15 protein-coding genes and 1 pseudogene are annotated in these 16,061 nt (G+C 43.1%); 3 read left to right on the forward strand and 13 right to left on the reverse strand.

The window, feature by feature from the left end:
• Nucleotides 1–248 precede the first annotated feature (248 nt).
• Together fabF and HCR01_RS00505 are read right to left on the reverse strand one after the other, a co-directional pair.
• Nucleotides 249–1,499, reverse strand: a complete 1,251-nt coding sequence (gene fabF / locus HCR01_RS00500; protein ID WP_193193514.1) for a beta-ketoacyl-ACP synthase II — start codon at nucleotides 1,497–1,499, stop codon at nucleotides 249–251.
• A gap of 458 nt (nucleotides 1,500–1,957) precedes the next feature.
• Nucleotides 1,958–2,209, reverse strand: a complete 252-nt coding sequence (locus HCR01_RS00505; protein WP_162398036.1) for an acyl carrier protein — start codon at nucleotides 2,207–2,209, stop codon at nucleotides 1,958–1,960.
• A 389-nt stretch (nucleotides 2,210–2,598) separates the two neighbouring features.
• On the opposite strand from HCR01_RS00505, the gene HCR01_RS00510 reads away from it, so the two are divergent.
• Nucleotides 2,599–3,504, forward strand: a complete 906-nt coding sequence (locus tag HCR01_RS00510) for a CoB--CoM heterodisulfide reductase iron-sulfur subunit B family protein (protein ID WP_193193516.1) — start codon at nucleotides 2,599–2,601, stop codon at nucleotides 3,502–3,504.
• Between the two features lie 215 nt (nucleotides 3,505–3,719).
• On the opposite strand, the gene lpxD is transcribed toward HCR01_RS00510, so the two are convergent.
• The 9 genes and pseudogenes from lpxD to HCR01_RS00550 all read right to left on the reverse strand — a co-directional run bounded on the left by lpxD (nucleotide 3,720) and on the right by HCR01_RS00550 (nucleotide 10,381).
• Nucleotides 3,720–4,766: a UDP-3-O-(3-hydroxymyristoyl)glucosamine N-acyltransferase gene (gene lpxD / locus HCR01_RS00515; RefSeq protein WP_193193518.1), complete on the reverse strand. Its 1,047-nt coding sequence runs from the start codon at nucleotides 4,764–4,766 to the stop codon at nucleotides 3,720–3,722.
• A gap of 167 nt (nucleotides 4,767–4,933) precedes the next feature.
• Nucleotides 4,934–6,169 (reverse strand): NAD(P)/FAD-dependent oxidoreductase, encoded by a 1,236-nt coding sequence (locus HCR01_RS00520; RefSeq protein ID WP_193194200.1) that lies wholly within the window; start codon nucleotides 6,167–6,169, stop codon nucleotides 4,934–4,936.
• A gap of 51 nt (nucleotides 6,170–6,220) precedes the next feature.
• Nucleotides 6,221–6,382, reverse strand: a complete 162-nt coding sequence (rd, locus tag HCR01_RS00525) for a rubredoxin (protein ID WP_193193520.1) — start codon at nucleotides 6,380–6,382, stop codon at nucleotides 6,221–6,223.
• A 52-nt stretch (nucleotides 6,383–6,434) separates the two neighbouring features.
• A complete protein-coding gene (locus HCR01_RS00530; protein ID WP_193193521.1) occupies nucleotides 6,435–6,629 on the reverse strand; it encodes a hypothetical protein in 195 nt (64 codons plus the stop codon).
• 314 nt (nucleotides 6,630–6,943) lie between these two features.
• Entirely contained in the window at nucleotides 6,944–7,606 is a 663-nt protein-coding gene (locus tag HCR01_RS00535; protein ID WP_193193522.1) for a Na(+)/H(+) antiporter subunit B, read from the reverse strand.
• Entirely contained in the window at nucleotides 7,603–8,193 is a 591-nt protein-coding gene (locus HCR01_RS00540; protein WP_193193523.1) for a DUF4040 domain-containing protein, read from the reverse strand. The genes HCR01_RS00535 and HCR01_RS00540 overlap by 4 nt, the downstream gene beginning before the upstream one ends.
• An 11-nt stretch (nucleotides 8,194–8,204) precedes the next feature.
• A pseudogene (locus tag HCR01_RS38290) lies at nucleotides 8,205–8,488 on the reverse strand (cation:proton antiporter); the annotation flags it as partial.
• Entirely contained in the window at nucleotides 8,485–8,820 is a 336-nt protein-coding gene (locus tag HCR01_RS00545) for a cation:proton antiporter subunit C (RefSeq protein ID WP_193193524.1), read from the reverse strand. The pseudogene HCR01_RS38290 and the gene HCR01_RS00545, both read right to left, overlap by 4 nt.
• Before the next feature lie 148 nt (nucleotides 8,821–8,968).
• Nucleotides 8,969–10,381 carry a cation:proton antiporter gene (locus tag HCR01_RS00550; RefSeq protein WP_193193525.1) on the reverse strand — a complete coding sequence of 471 codons (1,413 nt, stop codon included), beginning with the start codon at nucleotides 10,379–10,381 and terminating at the stop codon, nucleotides 8,969–8,971.
• A gap of 1,171 nt (nucleotides 10,382–11,552) precedes the next feature.
• On the opposite strand from HCR01_RS00550, the gene HCR01_RS00555 reads away from it, so the two are divergent.
• Complete coding sequence (locus HCR01_RS00555) at nucleotides 11,553–12,110, forward strand: SRPBCC family protein (RefSeq protein ID WP_193193526.1); 558 nt, start codon at nucleotides 11,553–11,555, stop codon at nucleotides 12,108–12,110.
• A 5-nt stretch (nucleotides 12,111–12,115) separates the two neighbouring features.
• Nucleotides 12,116–12,691 (forward strand): DUF924 family protein, encoded by a 576-nt coding sequence (locus tag HCR01_RS00560; RefSeq protein ID WP_193193527.1) that lies wholly within the window; start codon nucleotides 12,116–12,118, stop codon nucleotides 12,689–12,691.
• A gap of 228 nt (nucleotides 12,692–12,919) precedes the next feature.
• Here the strand turns inward: HCR01_RS00560 and HCR01_RS00565 are convergent, their stop codons facing one another.
• The gene (locus HCR01_RS00565) at nucleotides 12,920–13,081 is read right to left on the reverse strand and encodes a hypothetical protein (RefSeq protein WP_193194268.1); all 162 of its coding nucleotides are present in this window, start codon (nucleotides 13,079–13,081) and stop codon (nucleotides 12,920–12,922) included.
• A gap of 256 nt (nucleotides 13,082–13,337) precedes the next feature.
• Nucleotides 13,338–15,956, reverse strand: a complete 2,619-nt coding sequence (clpB, locus tag HCR01_RS00570; RefSeq protein ID WP_193193529.1) for an ATP-dependent chaperone ClpB — start codon at nucleotides 15,954–15,956, stop codon at nucleotides 13,338–13,340.
• Between the last annotated feature and the right edge of the window lie 105 nt (nucleotides 15,957–16,061).

Below are 16,061 nucleotides of genomic sequence, written 5' to 3' on the forward strand. Positions count from 1 at the left end.
TGTTTTTAACGACGGGTTAGCACTCTTCGAGCTTCTCTCTCTTGCTGGGGTTATTTTAGATTCCCCTACAGTATCCTCATCATCCCATTCCCGATTGTTGATGGACAAGCGGGATCTTCTGAGTTTCTGGTGATAAATCAAGCTGATAATTGGGTCATGCTGAACGCTTAGCTCCCAGCAGAATGATATCTATGATACTTTTCACACTGACACTTCAGTAGAGCCGACCAGTGGCAAAATTGAGAATTTTAGAGGTATTTCTTAAAGGCTAGTGTGACATTATGACCACCAAACCCAAAAGAGTTGGATAATGCCACCTCGACTTTTTGAGCGCGGCTAGAGTTGGACACGTAATCTAAATCGCACTCTATATCGGGATTTTCTAAATTAATTGTTGGTGGAATTTTGTCGTTAGCGATCGCTAGTACTGTTGCGACTGCTTCTATACCTCCAGAACCGCCTAACAGATGACCTGTCATCGATTTTGTCGAGCTAATTGCCACTCGGTAAGCATGTTCTCCCAAGGCTTTTTTAATGGCAGCGGTTTCATTTGTATCATTAGCCGCAGTGCTAGTACCGTGGGCATTGATATAGCTTACCATCTCTGGAGTTAGTGCTGCGTCCTTGAGTGCCAATTGTATGGCTCTGGCGGCTCCTAATCCCCCCGGTATCGGAGAGGTTATATGGTAAGCGTCACAGGTCATGGCGTAACCAACTATTTCGGCATAAATTCGAGCGCCGCGACTGAGGGCGTATTGTAGTTCTTCTAGAATTAAAATTCCTGCACCTTCACCAAGAATAAATCCATCGCGATCGCGGTCAAAGGGACGGCAAGCGTGAGCAGGGTCATCATTACGAGTCGAAAGTGCTCGCGCTGCGGCAAACCCAGCTATTGACAATGGTGTCACAGCCGCCTCTGTCCCCCCGCAAATCATTGCTTGGGCATATCCTCCTTGAATCAGGCGAAAAGCATCCCCTATGGCATTGGAGCCAGCAGCGCAAGCAGTTACAGGGCAAGAATTTGGCCCTTTAGCACCGGTATGAATTGCTGTTAATCCTGCTGCCATGTTGGCGATCATCATCGGTATCATGAATGGGCTACAGCGATCAGGCCCACGATTGAGGTAGATAGTTTGCTGGTCTTCCAATACCTTAAGACCGCCAATGCCAGAACCAATCATGACACCTATCTGTTCTGCATTCAGGTCATCAATCACTAAATGCGCGTTGGATATCGCCTGTTTTGCCGCCGCAATCCCAAATTGGGCAAATCGATCCATGCGCTTGGCTTCTTTGCGCTCCAAGTAATCATGTGGATCAAAGTTTTTCACCTCACCAGCAATGCGGCAATCATGGTGAGACGCATCAAAAGCAGTGATGTAGTCTATGCCATTACGTCCACTTAACAATCCTTCCCAATATTCTGTTGGTGTGTTACCAATAGGTGTAATCGCGCCAACACCAGTTACAACAACGCGTTTACGTTTATAGTCTGTCATGATTCAGTTAAAGGTGGCGAAAAAGCAGCAGTCAGAAAAACAAAATAGTGCTAAAGTTTTAATTCCTAAAGAGGCGTTTTGTTGGCTGGTCTTGCGAGTATGAAAAGCCAGTGCTGCAAATAGAAGTTGGGATATCCCGAAAATCAGAATTTCGGAAGCCGCCGCACCTTGCGAAATCTTGCTACAAACTTCTCTTTGCCTACGGGATTCGTTCCTCAACGAACTGCCTTGAGAACTTATCCACGTAGTGGCTTCGTATAAGCGTCGGAAAGATTTTCCCTACTTGAAGACCTAGTTTGATGGAGAGGCAGTACTTTGCTCTCGCCTTTGAGAGTTGTAGTAACTGCCGTTGGCCCCTACTTGTAAATACCCAGAGGGCAGCTATTTTGCGGGGTAGCTAAGTAGCGTTTTCCCGAATTAGGCGGTTGGCTCCTCAGTATTCGGGACTCAAAACATGTTTAAGCTGATGCGGCAACTTTGTTGTTGATGTAGTCTACTGCGTCTTGAACCGATAGAATCTTTTCGGCAGCTTCATCGGGAATTTCAAGTTCAAATTCTTCTTCCAAAGCCATTACTAATTCAACAAGATCTAGAGAGTCTGCGTGTAGATCGTCGGTAAATTTAGCCTCTGGAACAACAGCCTCAGGCTCTACTTCCAGTTGCTCGACGATTACTTCTTTAACTCTTTCAAGAATTTCTGCTTGGCTCATAGATATAAAGTCCTTACCTGGTTGCTATAATTACGCTCTTTATGGGCGATATTGTTTTGAGCATATACATCTTATCGGAAAGCGCGATCGCCCGCATACTACCGAGGAGTTTTCTGTAGGAAAACTCAGCCCGTTTCTTTGAGGAACGGAGAGTGTTTATGTATTTATATAGTAGTAAGGGATGCTGTATGATCGCATACATCGCGTAAATACTTAATGTTTACCGATTTTTGCTAATTTTTTCTGATGTCCTATTTAAAATCCATCGCTTTAACAGTAATGATTAAGTTTGAATTGCGGTTTGCCGCAGTTATTAGAACTTCAGTACTAACAAAAGATGCTAAAACAGTTATTGTGTAGGGCAATTGCCCTAACCCAAATATACTTCTATGCTATCTCAGACACTTAAATACGCTTACTTCCCAGGATGTGTTGCCCAAGGGGCATGTCGAGAACTTTACCAGTCAACCCAAGCTTTAACCCAAGCACTGGGTATCGAACTGGTTGAATTGAAAAAAGCTGCTTGTTGCGGTTCGGGAACGTTTAAAGAAGATTCTCAACTGCTAGAAGATACAGTTAATGCGAGGAATATTGCCTTAGCAGAAGAATTAAATTTGCCTTTACTTACCCATTGCAGCACTTGTCAGGGTGTGATTGGTCATGTCAATGAACGCCTGAAAGAATGCCAAACAAGCAACTCCGCCTACATTCAACAAGTTAATGGTTTACTGAATAAAGAAGGCTGTTCGCCTTATCGTGGCAGTACGGAAGTCAAGCATCTACTCTATGCCTTGGTGACAGATTACGGTTTGGAGGAAATTACCAAACGTGTCACCCGTAAGTTAACTGGACTAAAATGTGCGGCTTTTTATGGTTGCTATCTCCTCCGTGCTCAAAAGTCTATGCCTTACGATGACCCCTTCCAACCGGAAGCAATGGAAAATGTGTTTCGGGCAGTAGGTGCAACACCAATTTATTATCGCGGTCGTACACAATGTTGTGGTTGGCCGCTTTCTAGCTATGCCACTACCCAATCTTTCAAGATGGCGGGGATGCACATTCAAGACGCTTTGGCATCTGGAGCTGACTGTATAGTAACTCCCTGTCCTTTGTGTCACTTGAATTTAGATTCTCGTCAGCCAGAAGTGGAAAAAGTAATTGGGCAAAAGCTAGGTTTGCCAGTATTACATCTGCCCCAGTTGATTGCTTTAGCAGTTGGGGTTAGCCCAGAAGAACTGGGTTTAGCACGCCACATTGTTTCTACTCGGTCGGTGTTGGAGAAATTGGGCTTTTAGGCAAGGGTCAAAATAATTCGTAATTGATAATTCATAATTCGTAATTAGGAAGTTCAATTACGAATTGCGTAAAGCCTCTGGCATAGCTACGCTTAGAGCGCAGCGGGGCGTAGCCTCAGAGCGAATTAGTAATTATTTGGTCAAGGGTCAAAAGAGTTTTAGCTCTAGACTATATAATATTTTGGGCTTTGGACTCTTGACTCTTGACTAACTCCTCACTTTTGCCCTAGTTGGCGTTGCAACTGTTTCAGCGATTCATACATCTCTGGGAGGCGGTTAGAAATAGCACATACCTTGAGGTATAGTTTATGTGAAATTGCTGGCATACCAGAGACAACTTCTCCTGGCGCGACATCGCTGTGGATTCCAGCTTTCGCAGATGCGATCGCCCCATCGCCCATTTTCACTTGATTGGAAATTCCTACTTGGCCAGCCAAAATAACCCGATTCCCCAGTTTCGCGCCTCCCGCCATTGCTGCCTGACCTGCGATCGCACAACCAAAACCTATTTGGCAACCGTGTCCTATTTGTACTAAGTTGTCAATTACTGTACTACGACCAATCCGTGTTTCACCAACGGCTGGGCGGTCTATGGCGCTGTTGCTTCCCACTTCTACGCTATCTTCTAAGATGGTATAGCCGGATTGTTGCATTTTAAACCAACCAGTGCGGGTAGGAACAAAGCCAAAGCCTTCTGCACCAATGACAGCACCACTGTGAATTACGCAGTCTGCACCTATGTGGGTACGTTCGTGGATGGTACAGTTGGCGTGTAAGGTGGTGCGATCGCCAATTTTGGCATCTGGATAAATCACTACATTCGGATGAATGATTACACCATTACCAATTTCTACCCCTGGCTGAATCACAACATGAGGGCCAATGTAAACATCGCTACCAATTTTTGTTGTGGAGTCAATCACAGCAGTGGGATGAATTTCTGGTTTTGGGCGATATGGTTGGTAAAAAAGAGCGATCGCTTTGGCAAACAACAGTCGCGGATCTGGGGTTGCTATCCAAACGATACCGCGTTCCTGGGCTTGCATCTGTAATTTTTCGTCTTGAGGCAAAATTAAAGCACTGGCATTTGTTTTGCCGACAAAAGAGGCAAATTTAGACCCCTCAATGTAGCTGAGAGTGCCGCTAGTAGCCTCATCAAGGGCTGCTACCCCCGTAATTTCTGGGTCGTGATCTGGGTTGGCGGTGAGGCTATGGACGGTGGCGGCGTTGCCGAATTGACTTATAATTTCGCTAAATTTCATTATTAGGTATTGGTATTTTAAATAATCAAACCGCAAAGGGCGCATAGGACGCAAAGACAGGGAAACAGAAGTCAAGAGTCAAGGTCAATAGTCATTCAATTTTGGATTTTAGATTGTTCAATCCAAAATCTCAAATCTCAAATCTAAAATTCCCCAGTCCCTCATCTTCACCCTCCAGTTCCCATTGCGTTACCAGCTAAATAAGCAGTTGTCCAAGCACTTTGGAAGTTAAAGCCGCCTGTAACGCCATCAATATCTAATATTTCCCCGGCAAAGTAAAGACCAGGAATTAACTTACTTTCCATCGTCTTGAAGTTAACTTCTTTAAGATTGACGCCACCACAAGTAACAAATTCTTCTTTGAAAGCTCCTTTGCCGTTGATTAAGTATTGTCCTTGAGTGAGTTCTTGCACCAGCTGATTTAATGTTTTGTGAGATAATCCGGCCCAGCGGTCTTCTGTAGTGATGCGTACACGAGCAATGATATATTGCCAGAGACGATGAGGTAGGTCAGCGCCGCGATGTAATGCGATCGCTTTTTTTGCCCATTCAGTTTTAACTGCTAAGATTTGTTGTCGAACTTGTTCTTGCGACAAAGAGGGCAGCCAATTAATTAATAATGTCGCTTGGTAGTGGCTGTCATGTAAGATTCTTGCACCCCAAGCCGAAAGCTTCAGAACGGCTGGGCCACTCAAACCCCAGTGGGTAATCAGCAATGGCCCCGTTTGTTCTAATTGAGAATTTCCGCTACCAGATAACCGCAACTGCACAGAGTTAACACTAACTCCAGCTAAGTCCCGCAACTTTTGATCGCCAATATTGAAAGTAAATAAAGAAGGGACGGGCGGCTCAATTTGATGACCTAAATCTCTAGCTATCTTATAACCTATAGGGTTGCTACCAGTGGCCAGAAGTAAGCGATCGCATTTGATTGTCTCTCCTGATTTCAGGAAAACTTCAAACCCCCCAGACGATAGTCGTTTGACTGAGATCACGGGTGTACCAGTACGAAGTTCAACCCCAGATGCAACAGTGGCTTTAATTAGACAGTTGACAACCGTTTCGGAATTATCTGTAATTGGAAACATCCGACCATCAGCTTCAGTTTTCAGCGGGACTCCGTGGACAGCAAACCAAGTGATTGTATCTTTAGCTTGAAAGCGAGTGAAAGCACCGCGCAAAGCTTTTCCACCTCTGGGATAATTTTGCACCAACCCTTCTGGTTCAAAGCAAGCGTGAGTGACATTGCAGCGCCCTCCTCCAGAAATCCGAACTTTCGCCAGTGGTTGGCGACTGGCTTCGAGTAAAGTAACTTGGGCTTGAGGATTGACTTTAGCACAAGCGATCGCACTAAAAAATCCCGCTGCTCCACCACCAATAACTACAATTTGTAACGGCAACAATTTCAAAAATATCTCTTTTATAGCACCTACCTTCTAGGCTAGCTGCTATCTTCACTCATTAGGTTCAAATTCTTCTTTGTCCGCGCCACAAACTGGACATACCCAATCATCTGGTATGCTTTCAAAAGCTGTTCCCGGTGCTATTTCGCTATCTGGATCGCCCGCTTCTGGGTCATATACATAGCCGCAAACAGTGCATATATGGGGTATCATCTTCTTTTCCTCTTATAAATTGCGTGTACTGATAACTGATAACTGATAACTGTTATAAACGCCACCATGTCCTTTGGGCATAACTGATAATTCCTACAGCGATCGCCCCTAATATTATTAGCCAAATAATTCCACCTGGCATAAAACTGAGAATACCAAAGCCTCTCAGTACCCAAACAGCTATGCCAATACCAAGCAGCATCCCAAAAATCTGGGTTAATCTGCGATTTAAAGAAGATTGACTCACCTAATTTACCTCTCTACTCATGAGTACAACAAATTGAGTTATGACTCAGCATAGGCTACGCCCAGCTACGCTAACGGAACTCAAAACTACTGTTATCCACCATATCAATCACTATAGAACTGATTGCAACTTGATATTTAGATAGTATTTGTGTGATTCTAGCTTTTTCAATATTGGCTTTTGATCAATCAAGTGTTACTTAGGAAAAGGATTAAATAAAAGCTAGTAGTAATCTGCTCTCATAAGCCAGGTAAAACCTGGCAATCAACTATGTCATTAATAGTTACTCAGTGGGTACGCAGAGTTTTTATCTCTCACAACAATCCTCGATAACGAATAAAAACCAAAATCACCGCCCACGACCTCAATGCGACTTTGACTGCAACCAGGATATTGAGCAAGGGAATAACTCCTCCACTGACAAGTGCGCCCAACTCTCCGTGCGGTAACTCTACTCCAGCCAGAATTATAACTGCTAATACAATGAAAACAAGAACCGAAACTTTCTCCCATGTAGCAGCGTGCCAGCGCTGGTAGATTGCTTGCATCGATTCCTGTGATGAGGTAATCGTAATTAGACCGATCGCAGTTCCGCCCGCCACTCCGGCTGCAAAACCACCGCCTGGACTCAGATGCCCCCGAATAGCTAGCTCGATACTTACTAACGCGGCAATGGTCGCTCCTAAACGCGCCAGCACAATGGATGGTTTATCTGTGAAATGATAGATCGCACAGGACGGTATTTCATTAGCTAGGAGAAAATAAGCACCCATAATCGCAATTGTAAATACTACTACCTCAAAAATAGTGTCATACAACCGATTCCTGAGAATGATCACTGTAACCGCGTTGGGTATGCCACCATCTTTGACAATCGATTCAACGATAGAGAAATCCGGTAGGTTTAGTTCTGGATTCGGCAAGACGAGCATTTTTACATATAACGCTATCCCTGCTGCAATGTAGACCCATTTCATTTGTGCTTCTCTCCTGAATCTGGTGTACTTACGTAGGTTAGGATTGTCGCTGGTGATGCAAGTTTAGTTTGCATAATGTCATAGATGCGTTTCACCCTGATGGCGGTATAATGGTACTGATTTTTGTCCTCACTTATTGTCTGGTTTGGCTCGGCGTGTTCTCGTCGGACACAGGTTGCATGGACTTCTTTATCCATCAGCGCTCGTTGCAAAGCTTGAGTATTTGGGTAGGGAACCAACTCTAGACGTACATGGTGTTTACCAAAAATTGTGCGTAAGTCATCTATCAGTTGCCCAAAAGGGTCTTCGGTGTCATCTTGTAGAGAATCGTCATCTTTGAGCAAGCCAAGACGCATGACCAGCGATGAGCGGACTGCGATCGCATAGAGAGTAATTGCCAGCATAGTGCCTACTAATGCTTCGGTCAAAGCAACATTTGGCACCCCCAAAACTGTATATACTAATGCCGCCATCGCTCCCAATATGCCGCGAATTACCAGGGCATGGTATGGATTAGCCTGAAATACCACCATACACGCAGCCAACGGCAGCAGGGCGATGATCACATAGACATAGCTATCATTCATGGCTATCTCCGCCATGCTGTCTTATCGGTGTGCCAACAGTAGAGGATGACCGCCGCCGTTACCAGCCCATTTGTCAATATAAAGTAGCCGCTTAATTGATCGACTGTTAAGATAACGCCGAAATTATCTAGTAACTGTAGTGTCAGTGGCGACTGGTTGAAAAATACCTGCAACGCGTATCCCACCGAAACAAAAGCCATGCACAGTGCAAGATATCGGTCAAGTCTGGGAAGCAAATAAATGCTGAACCCCAAAAAAATGGTAGTGCAATCCAGGCGATGGTAATGGTACTCATGGCGTGTTGTTCTTCTCGATCTCGCTGCTTTCCAAGGTCGGATTATCCCGCGCCAGCTTCATGACACCGACTAGTATTAAGGCCTGAATCGAAAAGCCGATTACAATCGCCGTTAATATAACCGCCTGGGGAACCGGATCAGCATAAGCACCATTTTTGACGTTGGAAACAATTGGTGTGAACAAACCATTTCGTGATGCAACTAGCACGTAATAGACGATAACCCCCGTACTCATGACATCCATAGAAATGATCTTCATCACAAGGTTCTTTTTAAGGATGATGCCGAAAAACCCGCACAATACTGTTGCGAATATGCACGCTTCTAACACTGGAATTGCCTGTTGGATAAGGGTTGCCTGTTCAAATTTAAAAATTCATAATTCATAAATTATGTAAGAAAACCTGAAATAGCACTGTTTTTAGAAGGAGGGAAATAAAAACCTTTTTAATTATGAATTATGAACTAATAATTATGAATTAGGTGAAATTGGCTTCCTCTAAAGATTCTTTTTCTTCTGGCGATCGCTTAAATGCAAACCGTAATAAAGGCGGTGCTACGAAGGTTGTCAAAATCACCATAATCACGATCGCAGCTTGCAATGGTTTATCGAGCGTACCACTAGCTGCACCAATCGCGGCAAACACTAACCCAACTTCGCCACGGGGAATCATCCCCACACCAACCGCTAACCGATTAATTCCAGGTTGACCGAAAACTGACCAACCGGTGACAACTTTACCAATAATCGCGATCACAATTAAGAAGGCAGCAATAATTAATCCTTCTCGATTTCCTGGAACTAAAGGATTAAGAACGCCCAGATCAACTTTCGCGCCAACTGTCACAAAGAAAACTGGTACTAGGATATCAGCAACCGGTTTAACCTGCTCATCTAGCTCTTTGCGTTTATCCGTTTCATCCAAAACTAAGCCAGCTGCAAATGCGCCTAAGATAGCTTCTAAATGAATGGCACTACCCAAAAAAGCCATGAAAAAGGCAAAGATAAATGCTGGGATAATTAAGTTTCCTCGCGTTTGCAATTTATTAGCAATGGCGACAAAACTTTGATTGAAATATTTGCCTAGTAAAATTGAAGCGATGAGAAAGACTGTAGCGCTGACAATCAGATAAATCACATTGAAAATATCAACTTCGCCAGTTTTTGCAAGACTCGCAACTACTGCCAGTACAATGATGCCTAAAATGTCATCAATGACGGCTGCACCGACAATAATTTGACCTTCACGAGATTTTAATTGCCCAATTTCTGACAAAACTTTGGAGGTAATCCCAATACTAGTAGCTGTTAGCGCTGCACCTGCAAAAATTGCCGGAATTACTGGTGCATGAAACAATAAAATCAGTCCTGCCGTGCCAGCTGCAAAAGGAACAGCTACCCCAACACAAGCAACAATTGTCGCTTGATAACCGACTTTCTGCAATTCTTTTAAGTCTGATTCTAGACCAATTTCAAATAATAGAATTATCACACCTAATTCGGCGAGAACGGAAACAACTTCACTCTGAGTTTGAAATATTGATGTGAGTGCATCAGGAGTGAGGTTGTTAATGAATTGCAGGATAGTCATGATCATGGAGTCGGTAGCAGCTGCTCCGCTGTCGGGAAATACTACCAAATGGAGAGCAGAAGCACCGACAACCACACCACCAACCAATTCTCCTAATACAGGAGGCAAGTCCATCATTCTAGATAATTCGCCACCAATTTTACTAGCCAGATAAATGACTACTAAACTTAGTAATACTCCAGTTAGGACAATAGGAGCATATTCAGCCTCGTTGGTTTTTGCTAGTAAAGAAGGCTGTAAACCTACAGGGAGGAAATTTAACCAGGTACATGAATTAACTATTGGTTCTGAAAAAATCATGTTTTTATTTGTGTTGCTGATTTATTTTGAAGTCGAGCCAAAAGAATTTGTAATTTATATCTCGTAATTCCTAATTAATGATGAAGTTAAGAATTACTAAACTGCATCATCAAGACCAGCCACAAGTCCAGCACTAAAGGCGGCACTAAATGTTAGCGCTAGAGGCAACTAAACGATCGCAGCAGTTACACCACCGAATAAATCGCCTCATAAGTTTCTAAAATCGATAGTATTAGTCAATGACATCTTGAAGTTGTAGTTACAAAAACAGCAAAATAAATTTTGATTGGTAAAAATTGCCAGCTACTTTGAGTAAGTTTCATGTTTTATGAGCATAAAAAACTTGGCAACGAAAATTTTAATTTTGTGCAAATCAGCAGACTATAGTGCCTTTCTAAATAGTGACTCGCTTAATCCGAATCTCCAACAGAGAAGGCTTAGGTCAAAGACAGTTCAAAAATTTGGCTGAAAAAACTTACATAAATTGCAAGTTTGATTTATCGCAAATTTGAATGCGGTTAACAATAGCTTACAGCTTTACATGTCAATGTTGTTCATTGATATGCCTTAACATTAAATAAATATTAAATTGGTTTCATAGATAAAAGCCTATACTTCGTGACAAGTTTTATTGCAATAATTAATAAGATAAATAAAAGTTATATTACTTATTTAGCGAAGGCATCGCTACGTCGCTGTAATAGTTGGAAGCTACCTTTGGTTGCGTCATTGCTCTATGACTCTCAATGCTTTAGCGCCGCATCATAAGCATTGCAATTGTGAACTTTGTACCTCGCTTTGGTCTTCATGGTCAAACTGAGTGTGAAATGGGAAGTAAGTAAAGTTTACTATTTCTCCCTGTTTATGCAACAACGCCTCATTTAGCTTACATAAAGCGATAAATCGCTGACTACGAACAAAAGTTTTATCTGGTATTTAACTACGTCTATTTACTTACTACTAAATTCACTTAAGCATTTAGAGTCTAAAATGTAATTAAAAATACAGTTTTTTAAGTAAATTATCGGAATAATTACCAAAAAATCACAGTTTCCGAAAAATATTATGTCTGGACTGGAATTAAAATTTAAGGGGTTAGAGTAGATCAAGTTTTAATGGCTTGAAGTTTTAACCTTTTCAGGTGGATGGTTGAGGAGTAACTAAAATCAATATGTCTGCGTCTTATATCTCAGAATCAATTATTACAGGTTCGGATATGGCTTGGAATCAAGACAAGCAAAAGTTGCTGGTGCAGGGTGAAATTTTGGTACAGACGCGATCGCACAAGACTTGGGGTGGTGCGGTGACAGCCTGGATGTACTTACCGATGGTGCGATCGCAAGTATGGCAGCAATTAACTGATTACCCCCGTTGGGTACAATATTTTCCCGATATCACCAAAAGTGAAGTCATGTCCAGAGGGGAAGTCAAGTATCTGTACCAAGCAGCACAAAAAGCTTTTTTCTTCTTTACAGCTCAAGTCGAAATTTATCTTAACGTGGTAGAAGTGCTTGGTCAGCAAATTCAATTTCAAATGGAAAAAGGAACTTTTGAGGATTTTGCCGCAAATTTAGAGCTAAAAGATTGCGGTAACGGCACACTGCTTGCTTATACTGTGCAAGCTACGCCTCTGATTCCAATACCCTCAGTTTTCATTCAACAAGCAATGAACTTCGAGTTACCTACGAATATGCGTAAAATGCGCCAAGTGCTTTGTAAGGATCAATAACAGCAATGTCACAGGCAAAAGCTATTTTGGAATTTTGGTTTGGTCAGCCTGATGAACTGGGTTACGGCAAACCTCGGCAATTTTGGTTTGGCAAAAAACTCGATTGTGATGAGGAACTGCGAACCCGGTTTCTCAAAGATTACCAAAAGGCAGCAGCAGGATATTTAGATGAGTGGATAGATTTACCTGAAACTTGTTTAGCATTGATTCTGCTGTTAGATCAATTCCCCCGAAATATGTTTCGTGACACCCCTGAAGCCTTTGCAACCGACTGGGAAGCCCTCTCAGCCGCGCAACACGCTGTTAAACAAGGCTACGATCACGAATTATTGCCTGTGCAACGTTGGTTTATCTATTTGCCCTTTGAACATAGCGAAAACCCTGATCATCAGCGTCAGTGTGTGAAACTGTTTCAAAAACTCAGTGATGACCCTAATAGTACTAGCGCAATTGAGTACGCATTTCGTCACAGGGAAATAATTGAGCGTTTTGGGCGCTTTCCTCATCGCAATAGTATTTTGGGACGTCCTTCAACTCCAGAGGAAGAGGAGTTTTTGCAGCAGCCAGGTTCGATATTTTAGAGGAATTGATTGCGAAAAGACGCTTTTCTCAATAGCAAAAGCGTCTTTTCAACTCATATTTATTAGCACTCTTTCTTGCGCCTCTATGTGAGATAAACTCGTTTAGCTATTAAACACCTCAACAGGTAAACTTTGAAAAGAAAAGCGCTTCTCTGCAATTCGATAAATCATATTAATGCGTTCCGGTGCAGCGACTTGTTAGGGCGTAACGATGGATAGGATTGAGGATTACTCGTAGCGTACCTTCTTAGATTTAATCACCTCAATCACATCATCATGCCTTTGCCCCTCAATAATATACTTGATTTGAATAGCTGTTGCTTTTTCATCTTCACTCAGCCTAACAATATCCTTTTCAAAGCCCCTTGTTGACTCAATTAAAACATCCACGTTACGAACCGCCAATCTGAATTTAACTACTTGTCCTCAACTTTTAGCATAACAACACCTTGTCTCTCGGATAAACTCGTGAGAAACTTAACGCGGAACTTGTACAGATAGTCTAAAATGCCGTCCCTACCAAGGGATAAAGCAGCTTATCAGCCCACCAAATATAACGATGGAATGTCGGCTTTACGGTAAGTTATACAAAAAAACGCAAAGACGTTCTCAGCGCCTCTGCGTTTTTTTGGGAGATTATCTGGAATTAGCTAGTAAACAACTCAACAGGTAAGCGACTAAAAGAAAGGCGTTCATTCTCCACATCTACAAAGATGGTGTCGCCGTCGTTAAATTCGCCGCGCAAAATTGCCTTGGCAATTTGAGTTTCTAACTCTCGTTGAATTGCTCGCTTCAATGGACGCGCTCCAAATACAGGGTCATACCCTACTTCAGCCAAAAAGTCAAGAGCAGTATCAGAAAGTCTTAGAGATATCTTGCGATCGCCAAGTCTTTGCCGCAATCTCTCTACTTGTAGTAGCACAATCTGGCGCAATTCCTTCTTATCCAAGCCGTGGAAAATGATAATTTCATCAATCCGGTTGAGGAACTCTGGACGGAAGCTATTTCGCATCGCCTCCATCACCCGGCGGCGCATTTCGTCGTAGTGTGCGTTATCCCCGGCGACATCGAGAATGTACTGCGAACCGATGTTGCTGGTCATGATGATAATAGCGTTTTTGAAGTCCACTTTATGACCTTGGGCATCAGTAACACGACCATCATCGAGAATTTGCAGGAAGATATTGAATACATCGGGGTGTGCTTTCTCGATTTCGTCGAAGAGAATCACTGAGTAGGGACGACGCCGAATCGCTTCTGTTAATTGTCCGCCTTCTTCGTAACCGACGTATCCTGGAGGCGCACCAATCAGCCGAGAAACAGCGTGTTTCTCCATATACTCCGACATATCAATCCGCACCAGCGCGTCTTCGGTGTCGAACATATATGCCGCCAGTGCTTTTGCCAATTCGGTTTTACCTACACCTGTAGGCCCAAGGAAAATAAAGCTAGCAATGGGACGATTCGGATCAGCCAGTCCAGCACGCGATCGCTGAATTGCATCCGCTACAGCTGTGACTGCTTCATCTTGTCCAATCACTCGGTGATGTAGTTCATCTTCTAAGTGCAGCAGTTTTTCTTTTTCAGATTCCACTAACTTGCTAATAGGAATTCCTGTCCACTTAGAAATAATTTCGGCAATATCTGCTTCTGTTACTTCCTCGCGTAACAACGATTTCCCAGTCTTTTGGGTATTTGCCAGTTCATTTTCTGCTGCTTCTAATTGGCGATACAAACTAGTTAACTTGCCAAATTTTAACTCCGCAGCACGATTGAGATCGTAGTCACGTTCTGATTGCTGAATCTCTAGGTTGACTCGTTCAATCTCTTTTTTCACAGATTGAATTTTGTCGATGATATCTTTTTCTGATTGCCATTGAGCATTGAGTGTTCTTTGTTCTTCTTTGAGATCAGCAATTTCTTTTTCTAGTCTTTCTAAGCGTTCACGAGAAGCTGCATCGCTTTCTTTTTGCAGTGATAGCTTCTCCATTTCCAATTGCAGAATCTTGCGATCTATTTCGTCGAGTTCTTCCGGCTTGGAAGTAATCTCCATTTTCAGTCTTGCGGCGGCTTCGTCTACCAAATCAATGGCTTTATCTGGTAAAAAGCGATCGCTAATATATCGACTCGACAATATCGCCGCTGCAACTAAAGCACTATCAGAAATCTTCACCCCGTGGTGGTTTTCATAACGTTCTCTCAACCCGCGCAAAATCGAAATAGTATCTTCTACACTGGGCTGATCTACATAAACTTGCTGGAAGCGTCTTTCTAAGGCAGCATCTTTTTCGATATATTTGCGGTATTCATCTAGAGTTGTCGCCCCAATACAGCGCAATTCGCCCCGCGCCAACATTGGTTTTAATAAGTTACCCGCATCCATCGCGCCTTGAGTTGCACCAGCGCCGACAACGGTGTGAATCTCATCGATAAATAAAACGATATTACCGCCGGATTCAGTCACTTCTTTTAATACTGCTTTCAGGCGTTCTTCAAATTCACCCCGGAATTTTGCCCCCGCAATCAAAGCACCCATATCTAAAGCAATCAGCTTACGGTCTTTGAGCGACTGGGGTACATCACCAGCGACGATACGCTGTGCTAGTCCTTCGGCGATCGCAGTTTTACCAACACCTGGTTCACCAATTAGCACAGGGTTATTTTTGGTGCGGCGTGACAAAATTTGCACAGTGCGGCGAATTTCATCATCGCGCCCAATCACTGGATCAAGTTGACCTTTACGAGCAGCTTCCGTGAGGTCACGCCCATATTTTTCCAGTGCTTCGTATTTGCCTTCTGGATTTTGGTCGGTCACTTTTTGGCTCCCACGAACTTGTTTAATAATATTTTTAAGCTTGCCTTCGTCTAAACCGAATTCTTGGAATAAAGCTTTGCCAAAGCGGTCATCTTTGGCGTAAGCTAGCAACAAATGTTCAATTGAGATATATTCGTCTTTGAATTCCTGACGATAGGCGTCCGCTCGGTCGAGAAGTTTATCTAAACTTCGTCCTAAGTATACAGAACTGCTGCTACCAGATACTTTCGGCTGACGTTGAAGAAATTGTTCAGTGCGATCGCGCAGTTTTTGTAGGTTAACACCTGCTTTCGTCAAAATAACGTTAGCAAGTCCATCTTGCTCCAGCAGCGCTTTCAAAAGGTGTTCGCTTTCTATCTGCTGTTGTTGGTATTGTTTGACAATATCCTGAGTATGAGCGATCGCTTCCCAGGCTTTTTCTGTAAATTGGTTGGGATTAGTAGGTTGCATAGGCTTTTGGAATAAGGAACCACAAAAGGAAGATACTTGCGTGCGGAGAGAAGTCAGATCGCCGGAAGTCGGCGATCTGAACTTTGGGGGGTTCTTCTCGCCCTT

Origin of the sequence: Nostoc sp. MG11 (assembly GCF_014904695.1) — a bacterium.
In the GTDB taxonomy this organism is placed as follows: domain Bacteria; phylum Cyanobacteriota; class Cyanobacteriia; order Cyanobacteriales; family Nostocaceae; genus Komarekiella.

Excerpts from the sequence above, each read along its gene's own strand:
- HCR01_RS00555 (WP_193193526.1), top strand. The coding sequence starts at position 11,553 with ATGTCTGCGTCTTATATCTCAGAATCAATTATTACAGGTTCGGATATG.
- HCR01_RS00505 (WP_162398036.1), bottom strand. The coding sequence starts at position 2,209 with ATGAGCCAAGCAGAAATTCTTGAAAGAGTTAAAGAAGTAATCGTCGAG.
- HCR01_RS00560 (WP_193193527.1), top strand. The coding sequence starts at position 12,116 with ATGTCACAGGCAAAAGCTATTTTGGAATTTTGGTTTGGTCAGCCTGAT.
- HCR01_RS00540 (WP_193193523.1), bottom strand. The coding sequence starts at position 8,193 with ATGAATGATAGCTATGTCTATGTGATCATCGCCCTGCTGCCGTTGGCT.
- HCR01_RS00550 (WP_193193525.1), bottom strand. The coding sequence starts at position 10,381 with ATGATTTTTTCAGAACCAATAGTTAATTCATGTACCTGGTTAAATTTC.
- HCR01_RS00535 (WP_193193522.1), bottom strand. The coding sequence starts at position 7,606 with ATGAAATGGGTCTACATTGCAGCAGGGATAGCGTTATATGTAAAAATG.
- lpxD (WP_193193518.1), bottom strand. The coding sequence starts at position 4,766 with ATGAAATTTAGCGAAATTATAAGTCAATTCGGCAACGCCGCCACCGTC.
- HCR01_RS00510 (WP_193193516.1), top strand. The coding sequence starts at position 2,599 with ATGCTATCTCAGACACTTAAATACGCTTACTTCCCAGGATGTGTTGCC.
- rd (WP_193193520.1), bottom strand. The coding sequence starts at position 6,382 with ATGATACCCCATATATGCACTGTTTGCGGCTATGTATATGACCCAGAA.
- fabF (WP_193193514.1), bottom strand. The coding sequence starts at position 1,499 with ATGACAGACTATAAACGTAAACGCGTTGTTGTAACTGGTGTTGGCGCG.
- clpB (WP_193193529.1), bottom strand. The coding sequence starts at position 15,956 with ATGCAACCTACTAATCCCAACCAATTTACAGAAAAAGCCTGGGAAGCG.